General features: G+C 30.6%; 16 protein-coding genes. 7 read left to right on the plus strand and 9 right to left on the minus strand.

Annotation, left to right across the window (positions count from 1 at the left end; genetic code table 11):
• The first annotated feature begins 246 nt into the window (after positions 1–246).
• Positions 247–879 carry a YiaD family glycine zipper/OmpA-like lipoprotein gene (locus tag HMPREF0202_RS02255; RefSeq protein WP_023051760.1) on the plus strand — a complete coding sequence of 211 codons (633 nt, stop codon included), beginning with the start codon at positions 247–249 and terminating at the stop codon, positions 877–879.
• Positions 880–911: 32 nt separating this feature from the next.
• Here the strand turns inward: HMPREF0202_RS02255 and HMPREF0202_RS02260 are convergent, their stop codons facing one another.
• The 8 genes from HMPREF0202_RS02260 to asrA all read right to left on the minus strand — a co-directional run bounded on the left by HMPREF0202_RS02260 (position 912) and on the right by asrA (position 8495).
• Positions 912–1271: an FMN-binding protein gene (locus HMPREF0202_RS02260; protein WP_023051761.1), complete on the minus strand. Its 360-nt coding sequence runs from the start codon at positions 1269–1271 to the stop codon at positions 912–914.
• 12 nt (positions 1272–1283) lie between these two features.
• A complete protein-coding gene (locus HMPREF0202_RS02265) occupies positions 1284–2837 on the minus strand; it encodes a bifunctional metallophosphatase/5'-nucleotidase (RefSeq protein WP_023051762.1) in 1554 nt (517 codons plus the stop codon).
• 111 nt (positions 2838–2948) lie between these two features.
• Positions 2949–3425, minus strand: coding sequence for a hypothetical protein (locus HMPREF0202_RS02270; protein ID WP_023051763.1), 477 nt, complete (start codon positions 3423–3425; stop codon positions 2949–2951).
• Positions 3412–3657 carry a hypothetical protein gene (locus HMPREF0202_RS02275; RefSeq protein ID WP_023051764.1) on the minus strand — a complete coding sequence of 82 codons (246 nt, stop codon included), beginning with the start codon at positions 3655–3657 and terminating at the stop codon, positions 3412–3414. The genes HMPREF0202_RS02270 and HMPREF0202_RS02275 overlap by 14 nt, the downstream gene beginning before the upstream one ends.
• 19 nt (positions 3658–3676) lie before the next feature.
• Positions 3677–5434 carry a YeiH family protein gene (locus HMPREF0202_RS02280; RefSeq protein ID WP_023051765.1) on the minus strand — a complete coding sequence of 586 codons (1758 nt, stop codon included), beginning with the start codon at positions 5432–5434 and terminating at the stop codon, positions 3677–3679.
• A 130-nt stretch (positions 5435–5564) separates the two neighbouring features.
• Complete coding sequence (gene asrC, locus HMPREF0202_RS02285; protein ID WP_023051766.1) at positions 5565–6635, minus strand: sulfite reductase subunit C; 1071 nt, start codon at positions 6633–6635, stop codon at positions 5565–5567.
• A gap of 13 nt (positions 6636–6648) precedes the next feature.
• Positions 6649–7458: an anaerobic sulfite reductase subunit AsrB gene (gene asrB / locus HMPREF0202_RS02290; RefSeq protein ID WP_023051767.1), complete on the minus strand. Its 810-nt coding sequence runs from the start codon at positions 7456–7458 to the stop codon at positions 6649–6651.
• Positions 7458–8495: an anaerobic sulfite reductase subunit AsrA gene (gene asrA / locus HMPREF0202_RS02295; RefSeq protein ID WP_023051768.1), complete on the minus strand. Its 1038-nt coding sequence runs from the start codon at positions 8493–8495 to the stop codon at positions 7458–7460. The genes asrB and asrA overlap by 1 nt, the downstream gene beginning before the upstream one ends.
• A 343-nt stretch (positions 8496–8838) precedes the next feature.
• Between asrA and HMPREF0202_RS02300 the strand changes: the two genes are divergently transcribed.
• Positions 8839–9711 carry an RluA family pseudouridine synthase gene (locus HMPREF0202_RS02300; RefSeq protein WP_023051769.1) on the plus strand — a complete coding sequence of 291 codons (873 nt, stop codon included), beginning with the start codon at positions 8839–8841 and terminating at the stop codon, positions 9709–9711.
• Between the two features lie 59 nt (positions 9712–9770).
• On the opposite strand, the gene HMPREF0202_RS02305 is transcribed toward HMPREF0202_RS02300, so the two are convergent.
• Complete coding sequence (locus tag HMPREF0202_RS02305; protein WP_023051770.1) at positions 9771–11042, minus strand: dicarboxylate/amino acid:cation symporter; 1272 nt, start codon at positions 11040–11042, stop codon at positions 9771–9773.
• A 204-nt stretch (positions 11043–11246) separates the two neighbouring features.
• Between HMPREF0202_RS02305 and HMPREF0202_RS02310 the strand changes: the two genes are divergently transcribed.
• From HMPREF0202_RS02310 to hdcA, 5 genes are all read left to right on the plus strand, one after another.
• Positions 11247–12209, plus strand: a complete 963-nt coding sequence (locus HMPREF0202_RS02310) for an aromatic acid exporter family protein (protein ID WP_023051771.1) — start codon at positions 11247–11249, stop codon at positions 12207–12209.
• A 76-nt stretch (positions 12210–12285) separates the two neighbouring features.
• Entirely contained in the window at positions 12286–14541 is a 2256-nt protein-coding gene (locus HMPREF0202_RS02315) for an Orn/Lys/Arg family decarboxylase (RefSeq protein WP_023051772.1), read from the plus strand.
• Between the two features lie 19 nt (positions 14542–14560).
• Positions 14561–16024 carry a basic amino acid/polyamine antiporter gene (locus HMPREF0202_RS02320; RefSeq protein WP_023051773.1) on the plus strand — a complete coding sequence of 488 codons (1464 nt, stop codon included), beginning with the start codon at positions 14561–14563 and terminating at the stop codon, positions 16022–16024.
• Positions 16025–16042: 18 nt separating this feature from the next.
• Positions 16043–16966: a citrulline utilization hydrolase CtlX gene (ctlX, locus tag HMPREF0202_RS02325; RefSeq protein WP_040406141.1), complete on the plus strand. Its 924-nt coding sequence runs from the start codon at positions 16043–16045 to the stop codon at positions 16964–16966.
• 18 nt (positions 16967–16984) lie between these two features.
• Positions 16985–17863 (plus strand): histidine decarboxylase, pyruvoyl type, encoded by an 879-nt coding sequence (gene hdcA / locus HMPREF0202_RS02330; RefSeq protein ID WP_023051775.1) that lies wholly within the window; start codon positions 16985–16987, stop codon positions 17861–17863.
• The last annotated feature ends 13 nt before the right edge of the window (positions 17864–17876 follow it).

The following is a 17876-nucleotide window of genomic DNA, read 5'->3' on the forward strand; positions in this document are numbered from 1 at the left end:
GGTGCGCTACCGGACTGCGCTATATTCCGACTATTTAGTTTTTGTAACTCGCTTTCGTTCGCTACAAAATTATAGTATCATAAATTCTTATTTATGTCAACAAAGTTTTTTTATTTTTTTTATTTTTTTATTTATACCTCAAAAAAAAGGATTGATTTTATTAAAAAAGAATAATAATTTATATACAAATATAAAAAGTTTTTCTATAATATCTATAATCATTTTTAGTTAAGGAGGTTTTTTATAATGAAAAATACAAAACTTATTTGTTCTGTTCTTTTAGCTGGATCTCTTTTTGGGGCTTGTACAGCTACTGGATACAATAACAAAACTACTGGTACTGCTGGTGGAGCCGCAGTAGGTGCTTTAATTGGACAAGCTATTGGACAAGATACAAAAGGAACACTTATCGGAGCTGGTATTGGAGCTCTTGCTGGTTTAGGTTGGGGAGCATATAAAGATCAACAAACAAAAGAATTACAAGCTAGATTACAAAATACTCAAGTTAAAGTTACAGACGAAGGAAATTACATAAATCTTAATCTTCCTGGTGGAGTTACATTCCCTACAAATGGATATGTTATAGGAAATGGATTCTATGGACCTTTAAATGATATTGCTTCTGTTTTAAATCAATATCCTGAAACAAGAATAGTTATTTCAGGTAATACAGATAATACAGGTGCTTACTCTTATAACATGGACTTATCTGTTAAAAGAGCAAGAAGTGTTGCTGATTATTTAGTACGTAGAGGAGTAAATCCTAACAGAATAACTATTAATGGATTTGGACCTGATAGACCTATAGCTAGTAACTCAACTGCTTCTGGTAGAGCACAAAATAGAAGAGTTGAAATTCAGATTTTCCCAGCTTATTAATAAAATTAAAGAGGGCCTAATTGGCCCTCTTTTTAATTCTTTACTTTTTCTAACGCTTTTTTAGTAGCTTCCCTTATACCTTCTGATGTATATGTAGCTCCTGAAACAACATCGAACTCAGCATTTTGATTTTTTAGAATATATGTTTTCAATGTATCTACAGCTGGATCAGCTATTGGTGGTGTATCTTGATGAGCAACATCCACTCCAATAATTTTAAATCCATCACCTTTTGGTTTTACTTGTAATTTTACAGTTAAATCACCATTATACCCAGTTCCAATCTCTTCAATAACTAATGGTCCTGGCTTATTTGCCTCATATACTCCTAACAACAATCCTACCGCTATAAAAGCTAGCACTACTTTTTTCCTTAAAGATTCTTTATTCATCTATAACCCCTTTTATTTTTTCGGTATTAATCTAGGAACTACCTTATCTCTACCTTCTAATCCAACTTTTTGGATATACTCAATTAAAACCTCATCTAATGCTGGATAATGCCCTAATTCTTTTCCACCAGCTAAAGATGAATATCCATCTCCACCTGCTGCCATAAAGTCATTTGTTGCTACAACATATGTTTTATTTGGATTTAATTTTTCATTTCCTATTTTAATTTCTAAAACTCTTCTGTATGCTGGATTTTTAACATTAAATTTAACTGTCATTCCTGCAACTTGTGCCATTGCACCTAGCGATTCTGGATATGATCTAATTCCGTTTTCAACAGCTTTTTGTAAATCTGACCCTTTTACTTCTTTTGTAATTACATAGTTTCCAAATGGCAATACACTAATTACATCTCCTACTGTAACCTCTCCTGGATTAATAGAAGCTCTAATTCCTCCTCCATTTGTAAGAGCTACATCTGCTCCTGTTTTCCATAACATTGCATCTGTTATTAATTGAGAAAGATTTGTTTCTCCTGTTCTAACAAAAGCTCTATCTCCTTCTAATAAAATTGGTGACTCTCCAACTTTAACACTTGTTATCATTTCTTGCTTTTTAGAAATTTCATCTATCGTTGCTTTTACCTTAGCATCTTCTGGAACTGGATTATCTCCATTCATTATTATATTTTTTGTATATAGTGTATAGTCTATTGCCTCAATTTTGTTTTTTAATTTATCAAAATCAACTTTAACTACTCCAACATTTTTAGCATATTCTCCAGTTTGTACTATAGTTACTCCATTAACTACTTTCTTTTCTTTTAATTCTGTATGGCTATGCCCATCAATAATTAAATCTATTTCAGGTACAGCTTCTGCTAATCCAACACTTTGTAAATTTTTTGCTGTACTTTCATCGTCACCTAAGTGAGAGATTACAACTATAAATTTAACTCCCTCTTTTTTCATTTGAGCTACAACTGATTTTGCTGTTGCTATTGGATCAGCTATTGTTATATTTTTTACGTTATTTGGATTTGTTTTAAAGTAAGTTTCTGGAGTTGCTAAACCAAAGAATCCTACTTTTTTCCCATCTATTTTTCTAATATCATATGTTCCTGCTATTGGCTTCCCTGTTGTTTTATCTACAACATTTGCCGCTAATGTTTTATATTTTTGCATTGATAATAACTCTTCTAATCTATCTTGTCCATAGTTAAAATCATGATTTCCTAAAGTTGCATAATCAAGCCCAGCTGCATTTAAAGTTTCAACCATTGACTCCCCTTTTGTTAAAGTAGCAAAAGTTGTCCCATGCATTGTATCTCCTGCATCTATTAGCAATACTTTTCCATTATTTTTATCTTGCTCTAAAGCCTTAGCTATAGTTGCTACTCTAGCTAAACCAACTCCATCATATTTCCCCTCTTTCGCTCTACCGTGAACATCATTTACATGAACTAAAGTCAGCTCATACTCTCCATCTTTCGGCGGTAACACTTTACAAGCAGAAAGAGCTAAGACTAACCCCATCAAACCAAAAACTTTTAAATTTTTATTCATTTTTCCTCCCTAATTAATCCTAGTTTTCAAATTAAATTCGAACATATTTTATCATATTTAGACAAGATTGTAAAAGAAAAAACTGCATACAAATGCAGTTTTTTCAAGACTTTATATTTTATTATTTAAAGTTTTAAATAATTTTAAACTAACACTCAAACTTTCTTCATCCACTTCAAATATATCCATCCACTTTTTTAAGGTTTCTATCTCTTTTAACCTCATTATTTTTTCACTTTCCTCTTGGAAAATATATTTTTTTATACTCAATGCTTCTTGAATTTGATATTTATAAAACTCTAAATATTTTTCATCTTTTATTAAAAGCTTCTCTATTTCAATTTTTATCTTTTCTGAAGAGGAATATCCCTCTTTCAATAAATCGACTACCATATTTTTTAAAAATAGATATTCTTTTAAAAAAAACTCTTTTTTATATCGATAAACTCTTAATTCCTGAATATAATTGATTAAAAGAAAAGGAAATATAACAACCATCATAGATACTTTAGGTTTTTCTATTATTTCATTTGATATCTCTATAGCTCTTTTTTTTTCTTCTTCTATAAATATATCAACGTTTTGCATCTTTACTCTCTCCCCAATTTGAGTAAGTTAATGTATGTCTAACATTTTCTGAGCTAGGTTCAACTTTTTTTACAAAAATATAATACCATGCTCCTGATTCTATATCCTCTTCTGCTAACTTCTCATGTGCTTCTTTAAATCCTAAAGTTTCATCTAAAAAAGGCAATACAGAGAAACAGAAAAAATATATACATACAAAACTACCTATAAAAGCTATCCACTTTTTTATCATATCTCCTCCTAAAAACTCTCTATAAACTCATTAAAGATTTTGTTATATCAGGGAAAACTACATGGAACATTAAGTATGCAGCTCCAAAAGTTACACCTAGGTTTATAATTTTTCCTACTATATAAAGAGTAATTGGCTTTCCACCTTTAAATAACTTGCTTAATTCACTGAAGTTTGTAGATAATCCAATACTTGTAAAAGCTAAACAGAATAACCAACCTTGTAAAGGTGAAATCAATCCATTTACCATTCCTTTATCTATAATAACTTTAGATCCATCCACTCCTAACATCCCATAAATTCCAGAAAAAACAAGAGAAGCACCAATAAATCCTAATATGAATTTTGGAAATCTATTCCAAATCTCTTTTAATGAACCTTTTAAAGAGAAGTCTCTTTCTTCAGCCATAGATTTATCAACTTTTAACGACCAATATGCTGCTACACCTAATGCCATTACCCCGATTATTATATTTTGAATCATCTTTATAGTTGCTGCAACGTCTCTAGCAACTGGTCCTAAATATTCTCCAGCAGCAACTACTGCTCCTGTTGAATCAACTGTTCCTCCAATCCATGCTCCACCTAACACTGGATCCATATTTAAAGCCTTTATAAACATCGGCATTGCTATCATCATAAACGCAGTAAACATAATAGAGATACTTACAGATAGTGTAAGCTCTTCTTTTTTAGCTTTACAAGCTGCCGCTGCTGCAATCGCTGCTGATACACCACTTACAGACATATCCGCTGACATAACCATATTTAAACTCTTTGATTCCATTTTTAAAATTTTATCTCCAAATCCAAAAGTTAAAACTAAAACTACTGGAGTTACAAACCAAGTTACGAAAATTCCTGGTATTCCTATTAATAAAACTTTATTTACTAAAACTGTTGACCCCAATAAAATCAATCCTGTTTTTATAAAGTATTCTGTTTGAGCTGCTGCTAAAAGCTTTTTTGGTGTCCCAACTGTATTACTAACTATTAATCCTAAAACTAGACCCCAGAAAACATACCCTAGACCCCAAGCCTTTAAAGTTTCTTGCTCTCCTAATAAATAAGCTCCTGTAGCTAAAGCGAAAACTGCTGGGAATCCTTGTAAAAATCCTTCTCTATCTCTTCCCATTTTTCTCATACCTAAACTAAAATAAATACCTATAAACGCTAATAATATTGCTAAATTAGGTATTAAGTTATAAGGTTTTACAATAGCTTTAGATTTCATTTTATTTTCTTTATCTCTACTAAGAAGCCATTTATCTATTGATTCATTTGCAGTTGTATTTAAACTAGTATCTGCAAAAGCTTTTTCTTCAGCTAGTGCAGTAGCAGCTAAAGCTTGATTTTTTAGCAATGCTGTCTCTTTTTTTAAATCTTCATATTGTTGAATGAATGGTGCACCTTTTACTTTAGCTGCACTTTCACTTAAATATATTGACTCAATTGGGTTAGTCACCCACTTTTTAGGTTTTCCTAAAATACTTTTTACCTTTTCTGTTGTTGATGTCTTTATAGCCAAACTATTTTTATCAAATTGTGCTTCATGCCACTGAACTGTTTTAAAAGGAGCTCTCTCTCCCTCTGTCTTCATTATACTATTATAGACCTCTGTTTTACCTAAAACACTTTGTGAATCTGACCCCATGTAAATAATTGTACAAAATATAAGTATAATTGTTGCTAGTAATATTGCCCAGTAATCCTCAAATTTAAATAAATCTAGTATTGTTTCCTTTAAACTTTTTTTGTTCTCTTTTACAGCTTCCATTTTTACCCCCTAGGTTTTTTTTAATGTGCTCTTGTTGAACTGATATTCAAAGTCCCAAACATGACTAATGGGAACCCTTTTGGGGTCCCCATTAATCAGACTATATTTTTTTGATTTTAAAAACTAAATTTTAGTGACCTCCACCGTAGTTAAAAGGTTTTTCTAATGTATATGTCTCTCCTGGACTTGGGTGTTGAGAGATTGGCTTAACGTTGATATTAGCTCTATACTCTGTTTCTGCCCAAAGGATTCTTTGTGCTACTTGTGCTTCTGGATTTAACTCTACTCCATCAAGTATCATCTCTTTAAACTTCTGATATCCAGCTCTGTCAATTAAGTGACCTCCATGAATATACATAGGCTTATGATGTAATACATTAGCAGAGAACTTCTGCCAGTTTCCTATAACTTGAAGAATTACATCCTCTGTTACCCAGTTTAAGAACATTTTACCCATTCTTGGATATTGCTTTCCTGTTCTTCCACCTATTGTCATTCTATATAATTTTTGCTCTGGTCTTACCCATGCAGATGATGGACATGCCTCAACACACTCTCCACATCCTACACAACAGCAAGAATCCTTCACAATTCTATGATTTTCTAACTTTAAAACTCTTGTAGCAGCGTGATCACAAACCTTAACACATCTTCCACATCCAATACATCTATCTTTTAAATAGATTGGCTTAGTTACACCCATAATTCCAAAATCATTAAAGTGTGCTTTAGCACAGTCATTTGGACATCCAGCTATAGCCATTTTTATATGATAGTGACTTGGGAAAATTTTCTTCTCAAGTTTTCTAGCTAATTCCCAAGTATTGATATTAGCTTTTACACAGTGAGAGTTTCCGATACATGCCATGATGTTTCTAGCTCCGATAGTAGGATATCCAGCTTTGTTAACTTCCATCTCAGCTCCACACATCTCTACATCTACTTCTTTAATATATTCCTCTAAGTAAGCATTTACTGCGTCTACATTTTCGAATTTTATTCCAGGAGCGTTAAGAGTTTGTCTCATACCCATGTGGAATGTTCCATCTCCCCATCTCTCTGCAATCTCTTGTATTACTTTTAAATATTTAGCTTCAATTAATCCACCTGGAACACGAAGTTGGATCATGAACTCTCCAGGTACTTTTGATTGACGAAAGCAGTTTAATTTTAGTTTAGTTATATTAATATCGTGATTCACTTATTTTACCCCCTTAGTCGATTAGATATTTAGCTTGAGAATAGTTGAATACTGGTCCTTCTAGACAAACATAAACTTCGTCAATTCTACAGTGACCACATTTTCCAATTGCACATGACATCTTTCTTTCAAAAGAAACCCAAATCTTATCAGCTGGAACTCCTAGCTTTTCAAATTCAATAGCTGTATATTTCATCATATTAGGTGGTCCAACAATTACAACCTCTAAATCATCAAAATTATCCGATACCATTTTTAAATGAGGTACATACTCTGTTACAAGCCCTACACACTCACCGTCTAATCCGCATCCTTTATCTACAGTTAATACCATTGGATGTTTTTTTCTCCAATTGATAATCTCATCTCTAAATAGTATAGATGCGTCATCTTTAAATCCAAATAATAATTCCATTGATTGAACTTCCTCTGGATTTCTATGAATATGATTAATTAAAGATCTAACTGGAGCTAATCCTGATCCTCCTGTTACGATAACTACTTTTTTATTTTTTATATCAATTGCATCAAAACCTTTTCCATAAGGTCCTCTCATTGGTAATAAATCCCCTGCATGAAGATTAAAAATCTCATCAGTTACTATTCCAACTTTTCTAATTAAAAACTCTACCCATCCATCTGCTGCTGAGAAATCTGTAACAGAAATTGGACACTCTCCAACTTTTGGTAAAGATAATTGCATAAATTGTCCAAACTTTACATTTCCTGCCTCTGGATATTCAACTCTAAATAGGTATTCTATATCAGTAACTTTTTTTACATCTAAAAGTCTATATGGCGTTGGCATTATTAAATTTTCCATTACTTATTACCTCCATTTAGTTTATCAACTTCTGCAGCTAATTTGTTTACAGTAGTTGAGAAAGATATAAACACTGGACACTTATCATCACATCTTCCACATCCAACACACATATGGTGCTCTTTAAATCTCTTTTTATGATCGTGGATTTTATGCATAACTTTAAATCTCATTCTGTCTCCACCTGTTTTTCTAAACGAGTGGTTTCCAGCCATATCTGTATACCCATCAACGTGGCAAGAAGCATTTATTCTTCTTCTTTCTCCTGCATTTGTATCAGAACTATAGTTCATATCATAAGTTGTAAAACAAGTACATGTAGAACATGATACAGTACAACTACCACACATTAAACATCTCTTGTCAAACTCTTTCCACATCTCTAATGATTTTACAGCTATTTGAGTTTCTTTATCATTTATCTCTGGTATTCTAACAACTCTTTCATTTTCTACAACTGGAGTTACTAGGAAATCAATTTCATCATTTCCTGCAAAGTAAGAGTTAAATGCGTCGTCTTTAGTTTCTACTAAAACTTCTTCACCATTAAATTTTACTCCAAATGCATACTCATCTGCTGATCCAGTACCCATTGAAGCACAGAAGCAAGTATCCCAACCTTTTGCTGGACACTCCATTAATATAAACTTTGTTTTTTCTCTCATTCTCTTATAGTATGAATCTTCGAATCCACCATTTTTTAAGAAGATATCATCATATCTTTTTATCGAGTGAATATCACAAGCTCTTGCAAATACAAGCATTGGTCTATCGTCAACAACTTTTGACTCTCTATAGTCTGCATCTGTAAAATATAAAACTGTTTCTGTTATAGGGCTTAATGCTTCCTTTGCTGCATAATCAGATTTCTCATCATGTACAATCTCATCTGCCGAATAAACTCTATCATATCTCACAATGTCTGTGTCTGAATATCTTCCCTGTTTAGGAAATCTTTTTGGAGCATAAATTTTATACTCTTTACTAAGATTTTTTAACAAGCTATCAAAATTTTCTGCTGTTATTTTGTATCCCATTCTTACTTTGCCTCCCTGTTATTTGAATTTTTATTCAATTCATTATGTGTTTATATTACAACCTTTATGTTTTTTTGTAAACCATTAATTGCTGTTTTTTGCTAATTGGTTAAATTTGAATTTTTAGTCGAAAAGTATTTGGTCATACTTTAATTTCTTTATTTTTTTACTAAAGTTTTTACTTTTGAATATCCTTTCAAATTCTAATTTCATACAACACTAGTATACTTATACACTAGTGTTAAAACGATCATTTTTTTGTCACTTTAAAATCAAAAGATTGTTTTTTTCTGAATTTCATTATAAAATATTATAAAATAATATAAATTTTAAAGGTGGAAATATGAAAAAATTTGTTGTTGAGCCTGAATTTCACAATATGAAAATTTCTCAATACCTTAGAGAAAAAGGATATTCTGGAAGAGGTATTAGAAATGTTGAAGTATATTTAAATGGAAAAAGAACCAAAACTACAAAGCAAGTTAAAAAAAACGCAAGACTTTTAGTTAAAGAAAAAGAAAAAGAAGTTGGAATTAGATCTATTCAGATGGACCTTAAAATAATGTATGAAGATAAAAATCTACTTATTATTGATAAAGATCCATATTTAGTTGTTCATCCAACTACTAAAAAAACAGATTTAACATTAGCTAACGGTGTTGTTCACTATCTTCAAGAACAAACTGGAAAAGTTCAGCCTCCTAGATTTTTCAATCGTTTAGATATGAATACTTCTGGACTAATCGTTGTAGCTAAAAATGCTTATACTCAAGCTTTTTTACAAAGTGATAAAGAAAAAGTTTCAAAATTTTATCAAGCTATTGTAAAAGGTATTGTTAAAGAAGATGAAATGATGATTGAAATTCCTATTGGTAAAGAGGGAGATGAACTTAGACGTAAAGAGATGACCCCTGAAAATGGTGGTCAAACTGCTAAAACTTATATGAAAGTTTTAGAGCGTTTCCCTAACGAAGACCTAACTTTAATTGAATTAAAACTTTTCACTGGTAGAACTCACCAAATCCGTGCCCATATGTCTTTAGTAGGTTACCCTATTTTAGGAGATGAACTTTACGGTGGTGATGATATTAGAGCTAAAAGACAACTTCTTCATGCATTTAAACTAATTTTTACTGATGTTGAAAGTGGTGAAAAAATCCTAGTTGAAGCACCTTTACCTGAAGATTTCAAGGAAATTCTTCATATAGCAAATTAACTTTAAATTATAATTAAAAATGAAAAAAGATACCTGAGGTATCTTTTTTTATTTTAATATTAAGCTAATGTATTTTTTTTAACCGGTGTAACTACCTCTTCACCTTTTAATTCTCCCTCTGTTCTCGCTACAATCAATGTACAAACTGCGTCTCCTGTTATATTAACAGTTGTTCTAAACATATCCACAAATCTATCTATTCCCATTACAAGAGCCATCCCTTCTAAAGGTAATCCAACTTGTTGCAATACCATTCCTAACATTATTACTCCAACGCCTGGAACTCCTGCAGTTCCTATTGAAGCTAATGTAGCTGTTATAATTACTGTTACAAAATCTCCCATTGTTAAATTAACTCCATAGATTTGAGCTATAAATATTGTTGCAACACCTTGCATTATTGCTGTTCCATCCATATTTATTGTGCTTCCTAAAGGAAGTGTAAATGAAGATATTGTTTTAGATACTCCAAATTCATCTTGCATTGTTTCCATTGAAGATGGTAAAGTTGCACTACTTGAAGAAGTTGAAAATGCTACCATCATTGGTCCTGAGAATTTCTTTAAAAATTTAATAGGGTTATACTTAGCTACGAAAATCAACAAACTTTGATATGTTATTAAATAATGTAATAATAAAACAATAACTACACCTATAAAGTATTTTAGTAAAGGTAACATTGCTGTATATCCTAATGTTGCAAATGTTTTTCCAATTAATCCATATACTCCAAATGGAGCTAACTGCATTATAATCTCAACTAATTTTAAAACTAAACTATTTGACTCTTCCATCCCTTTTCTAACTGTAGAAACTTTATCTCCTAATATAGCCATACCAACACCACATAAAATTGCGAATACTATTATCTGTAGCATATCTCCTTTAGCTAAAGCTTCTATTGGATTTATTGGTATCATCCCTAACAATATATCTATGAATGGTTTTGTTTCATTTACTGAAACATTAGTTGTTGTAATCTGAGACAAAACAACTCCTTTTCCTGGATTTATTAGAGATCCTACTCCTAAAGCTAAAGTTATCGCTACTGCTGTAGTTCCTAAGTAAAATGCTAAAGTTTTTACTCCCACTCTTCCTAATTTCTTTATATCTTCAACACCTGCTGCTCCTACAGTTAACGAACAAAAAACTAATGGAACCACTATCATTCTTATTGCTCTTATAAATCCTGTTCCTAAGAAGTTAAAGAAAAAGTCTATTATATATTTTTTCACTATTAAATCGTTTCTAAAGGGATATAAAATCAATCCACTTATAACACCTAAAATCAATGATATAAAAATCTTATTTGTCAAACTTAACTTTTTCATTTCAATTCACTCCTTATAAACATCTTATTTTTACAAAATGAATTATATATTTAAAAATCAAAAAAATCAAGAAAAAAATAAATTATTTTTTCTAAATATATTTTTTTGAAAATATATTTTTAATTTTAAATTGGTGTAGGATTTTTTATTTTTCCATTGAATAACCTTTATAATAATTTAATCTCATTTTAGGGAGGATTTTTTATGATATTTAATAAACTAAGTACTTATGATAAACATAAAGTTTTTAAAAATATGATTGGCCCTTATGCAGCTGTTCTTATTGCTCAATATTTTTCTTTAGAATATCAATACTCCGCTGCTACAATTTGTATCTTAAGTTTAGAAAGTACTCGAAAAGCTTCTTTTAGAAGTTCTTTTGAAAGAGTTCTTGCCGCTTCTTTTGGTTTAATTTTATCTGCTACTATCATTAAAATTTTTAAATTTAATCCTATTTCTTTAGTTATATTTACAGCTATTTTTATGCCTCTTTGTATACGATTTAACTTAATGCAGGGATTTTTCACCAACATTGTTCTAGCGACACATTTTCTATTAGATGAAAATGTATCTTTAATTTTTGTTCTTGATCAATATCTTCTTTTATTAGTTGGAGTTCTTTGTGCTATTATTTCAAACTTATATATGCCTAGCCAGAACAATGAAATCATCTCCCAATTAGAAAAAATTGATTCTATTATGAAAGATATTATTTTTGACTTCTCTAAAGCTTTAAAATATAAAGCTGTTTCATTAAAACAAGATGAACTCTTTGAAGAGCTAAAAATTAACCTAGATGATTGCAAACAATTAGTTGAAATGGAAAAGGATAATCGATTATTTTTTAAAAAAGTAGATATTTCTAAAAATTATTCATTAAAATTTTCAGAATATATCATTCTTTCAAAAATAAGAGAGTGTTTTGGTAAAATTTCTACTGATATCTCAATCACTTCTGAATTAGCTGTAATTTTAAGAGATTTAGCCACATCATCTTCAAATAATTATACTTACAATATTCTTTTAAGTAAAATAAAACGCTCAGAAGATAGATTTAAAAAAGAGATTGATGAGAATAGTTTAAATATTGAAAATAAAGCAATTTATTTCCTACTTATAGAAAATATTAAAGAACTTATTAAATTAAGAATAAAAAATATTTTTTAAAGGAAACTCACATTTTTTTTTTAACAATATCGTGAGTTAAAATTTTTTTGTTCTAACAATTAAGGAGGTTTTTTTTATGAAGTCTGTTGATTATTTAAATTGGTCCTTATTAGTTTTTCACGAGTTAGATTCAACTTATGAATCTTCTAAACAATTAGATATCCTTTTAGAATCTTTCACTACTTCTTTTGTTGACAATGAGACTGATTTTAAAAGAGTTTATATGTCTAATAAAACTCTTTCTGGAATTATTTTAAATTCCAATGAAAATTTAGAAGAATTAGTTAAATTTGTTAGAAAAACAAATCCAAAAATCCCAATTGTTGTGTTAACAGAAAACGGTTCTTCAAATATCCCATTACAAATTTTAAATTCAATAAATCTTGTAATAAATATTTTTGAAGATAGCATCTCTTTTTTAGCAGGTCAAATAGAATTAGAAATTGAACGATATCTTGAAGCTATCAAACCTGTCTTTTTCGGTAAATTAATGGATTATACTCAAAAATTTAAGTATCCTTGGCATACGCCTGGTCATGCTGGTGGACTTATGTTTATGACTAATCCAATTGGAAAAATGATGTTTGACTTTTATGGAGAAAACACTCTAAGATCAGACCTTTCTATATCAGTTCCAGAATTAGGTTCTCTTTTAGATGATGAAGGTCCTGTTAAAGATGCTGAAAGTAATTCAGCTAGAGTTTTCTCTGCTGATAAAACTTACTATATTTTAAACGGAACAAGTTCAGTTAATCAGGTTATTTGGAAAGGTAGAGTTACTAAAGATAACTTAGCTTTTGTTGATAGAAACTGTCACAAATCCCTAAATTACGGAATGGTTATAACAGAAGCTATCCCAATGTATATGATTCCTAGAAGAAATAGTTTAGGTATAATCGGTCCTGTTAAATTAAATGAATTTACAAAAGAGTATATTAATAAAATAATTGAGGATAATTCAAAATTAACTGATGAACAGAAAAAACAAAAGATTAAAATGTCAGCATTAACAAACTCCACTTACGATGGTCTTTGTTATAACGTTAACAAAATAAAAGAAACTTTGAATAATAATGTTGAAAATCTACATTTTGATGAAGCTTGGTATGCTTATGCTAAGTTCCATCCTATATATAAAGATCACTATGCTATGACTGAATCTGATAACTTTATCGAACATCCACCAATTTTTGCGTCTCACTCTACACATAAGTTATTAGGAGCATTTTCCCAAGCTTCTATGCTTCATGTTAAAGATGGAACTAAAGATAAAGTTGATTTTGTAGTTTTCGATGAAGCATATTTAATGTATGGGTCAACATCTCCACAATATAGCATGATTGCTTCTTTAGATGTATCTACAGCTATGATGGATTTTTCTGGTAAAGAGTTGATGAATGAAACTATTTTAAATGCTATTCACTTTAGAAAAAGAATTGCTAAATTAAATAAAGAGTATGCTAGTTTTAATCAATGGTTTTTCTCTTTATGGCAACCAGAAAAAGTTTTATACAATGGAATTTTAACAAATTTTGAAGATGTTCCAGACAAGTATCTTCTAGAAAATCAAAGTTGTTGGACTTTAGATACAGATAACAATTGGCATGGATTTAATGATATCGAAAAAAATTATGTTATGCTAGATCCTATTAAACTAACACTAAAATGTCCAGGTTTAAAAGTAAATGGTGAATATGAAGATATTGGTATTCCTGCTTCTATTTTAAGTAACTATATCATCGACAGAGGAGTAGTTAATGAAAAAACAGACACATATTCACTTTTATTCCTTCACTCTATTGGAACTACTATAACAAAACAAGAAGCTCTTATCAAAGTTTTAATGGACTTTAAAAAGGATTTTGATAAAAATACTCCTCTTGTTGAAATATTCCCAGATTTAGTTAATTCTTATCCTGAAAAATACTCTAACAAAGGATTAAAAGATCATTGCTTAGATATGCATAAATATATTATAGAATCAAAACTTCTAGAACTTATGGATAAAGCATTTCAGATTATCCCTAAACAAGAGCTAACACCTGCTGAAGCTTCTAGAGAGGTATTTAGAGGAAACATTGAGCATGTTCCTGTTAAAGATTGTATGAACAGAGTTGCTGGAGTTATTGTGGTTCCATATCCACCAGGAATTCCAGTTTTAATGGGTGGAGAAAAAATTGATGAAAACTCAAAATCTATTTTAGATTTTCTTTTAGCAAGAGAGGAGTTTGAAAGAGTTTTCCCTGGATATTTCAGTGATATCCATGGAGTTGAAGCGTTTATTGACAATGATGGAGTTAGAAGATTCCATACTATGGTTATAAAAAATTAATTTTTAAGGAGGGTTTAAAATGGCTGACGATAACAAAAAACTTGGTTTAGTAGCTCTTACTGCCGTTGTTATTAGTGCTATGATTGGTGGTGGTGTATTTAACTTACCTCAAAACATGGCTCAATCTGCTGGGGCTGGAGCTATTACTATTGCGTGGGTTATAACTGGTGTGGGGATGTGGTTTGTTGCTAATACATTTAGAATTTTAGCTGAAGCTAGACCTGATGCTACAACTGGAATCTATGCCTACGGTGAACTTGGATTTGGAAACTTTACTGGTTTCCTTATGGCTTGGGGTTATTGGATTTGTAACTGTTTCGCAAATATTGGCTATGCAGTTTTATTAATGGATTCCCTAAACTATTTCTTCCCTGGATATTTTACTGGTGGAAATAATTTCAACTCAGTAATTGGTGGTTCTTTAGTTATTTGGATTATCTACTTTATCGTTTTAGCTGGAGTTAAGGGTGCTACTTCATTAAACACTATTGGTACTATTGGTAAATTGGTTCCAATTGTATTATTCCTACTTATTACAGCTTTCTTCTTTAAGGTTGGATTCTTCTTCACTAACTTCTGGGGTACAGAAACTATAACAACTCTTTCTGATAAACCTCTTGGTAGTCTTTTAAGTCAAGTTAAAGGTACAATGCTTGTAACTTTATGGGTATTTATTGGAATTGAAGGAGCTGTTGTTGTATCTGACAGAGCAAAAGATCAAGCTGAAGTTGGTAAAGCAACTCTTTTAGGATTCTTAGGATGTTTAATTCTTTATGTTTTATTATCTTTACTTCCACTTGGACATTATTCTCAAGGTCAACTTTCAAATATGGCAGCTCCTTCAACTGCAGCTGTTTTAGGTGGAATTGTTGGTCAATGGGGAGATTGGTTAATGAATATTGGAGTTATGATAGCTATATTAAGTTCTTGGCTTGTTTGGACTATTATGCTTGCTGAGTTACCATTTGCTGCAGCTAAAGGAAAAACATTCCCAAAAGCATTTGCTAAAGTAAATAAAAATGATTCTCCATCATTCTCTTTACTTATTTCTAGTATTATTATGCAAGTTACTATGATTGTCGTTTATTTCTCTAATAACGCATGGAATTTAATGTTAAGTATTACAGGAGTAATGGTTTTACCTTGTTATATTGTTTGTACTGCTTATCTATGGAAAATTGCAGCTAAAAATGATAATTATCCAACTAATATATTTGCTAGCAGAAAAAATGCTGAAATTACAGGATTATTAGGAACTATTTATGGTTTATGGCTTGTTTACGCAGCCGGATTAAACTACATGCTTTTAGCAGCAGTTATATATGCTATTGGTATTCCATTCTTCATGAAAGCTAGAAAAGAATTTGACCCTAGTAACCCTGAATTCAATAAAGAAGAAAGAATTTTCTCTATTGTTTTATTCATATTAGGAATTTTAGGACTGATATATTTAATCATGAACTATAAAGCTTTATTAGGTTAATGAAAAGAGATGAGTATGATGAATAGTCAAATAACAAGTAAAGTTCTAATGATTAAACCTGTTAAGTTTTATTACAATGCACAAACTGCAGTTAATAATGCTTATCAAAAAAATCTTGAAGAAAATCCAGAACTTGTAGAAAAAAAAGCATTAGACGAGTTCGATGCTCTTGTTAATAAAATGAAAAGTGTTGAAATTGAAGTGGACGTTATTCAAGATACGTCCACTCCATATACACCTGATAGTATTTTTCCAAATAACTGGTTTAGTTCTCACAAAAATAATACTCTTATTATTTATCCTATGTTTGCTGAAAACAGACGACTAGAACGAACTAAATTTCTTCCAAATTTAAAAAAACTTTTTTTAAACGAAACTATAAATATTATAGATTTAACATCTTTTGAAAAAGAAAATAAATTTTTGGAAGGAACAGGAGCTTTAGTTTTAGATAGAATCAATAAAATTGCTTATTGTTCTCTCTCTCCTAGAGCAAATGAAGATGTTTTAGATGAATTTTGCAAACTAACTAACTATAAATCATTAAAGTTTCACTCTGCTCAAAATTTCAATAATATCTCTACTCCTATTTATCACACTAATGTTATGATGGGAGTCACTGAAAATTTTGTTGTAGTTTGTCTAGAATCTATTTCTAATTTAAAAGAAAGGGATGCTTTAAAAAACTCTATTTTAAATTCGAAAAAAGAGATTATTGATATCTCTCTTAATCAAGTTTTAAAGTTTTGTGGGAATGTTTTAGAGTTAAAGAATTCTCATGGAAAACGTTATACACTTATGTCTAAATCAGCTTTTGAAGGCTTTACAAAAGAACAAATCGATGTAATTAAAAAAAGTTCTGAAATTATTTATTCAGATATTTCTACCATTGAAACTTATGGTGGTGGCTCTGTAAGATGTATGATTGCTGAACTTTTTTAAAATAAAGGAGGAACAAAAATGAAAATTGACAAAACTGCGATTAGCTTTTATGAGGATTATTGTGATGGATATGGAGCTCCTGGTTCAACTGGAAACGGATACGTTTCAGTTTTAAAAGTTTCTGTAGGAACAGTTCCTAAAACTGATGATATTTTAATAGATGGTATTGTAGCTTATGATAGAGCTGAGGTTAATGATGCTTATGTTGGACAAATCAATATGTTAACTGCTTCATCTTTTTGTGGTCTTGCTGGGCAAGTTTGGGGATACGACTTAGCTAAACATGATTCAATTGCTGAAGATTCTAATCCAACAGTTTTAGAAGTACCTCAATTTGACGGTTCAATTTTAAAAGTTTATGATGCTAAACCTCTTTTAGAAGCTGGTGTTGAACTTTTTGGAACTGAATCTAAAAGAAGATTTACTCCACTTCCTGGATCACATATGATTTGTGCTAATAAAGGCGTTACTGCATATAGACCTACAGAAAATAGAGAGTTTAAAGAAAATGAAGGATATGGTGTTTGGTGTTTCATCGCAATCTCAATAGCAAAAGATAGAGATAAAGATGCCAGTCTATTTATAGAAGATGCTGGAATCTGGACTGAAAATGATAATCCAGAAGATTTAAAAAAATTCTTAGAAGATCATAGAAAAGCTATTGTTTGGTCTGTTGTTGAGTGTGGAAAAGATTCTCATGTTGCATATGATAGAACTTATGTGGGATTTGCTTATACTATCATGAAACCAGGAGAAATTGGAACATCTTTAACTTGTGGACCATATGTTACTTTAGCTAGAAAAGCCGTTCCTGAAAAAGGATTTGGAGAGTTAAACAACCTAACTCTTTCTCAATGGCTAGATGTTCAAGGATTAGAACCTATTGTAAAAAAATAGTTCTAAATATTTA

Source organism: Cetobacterium somerae ATCC BAA-474, assembly GCF_000479045.1.
GTDB classification, from domain to species: domain Bacteria; phylum Fusobacteriota; class Fusobacteriia; order Fusobacteriales; family Fusobacteriaceae; genus Cetobacterium_A; species Cetobacterium_A somerae.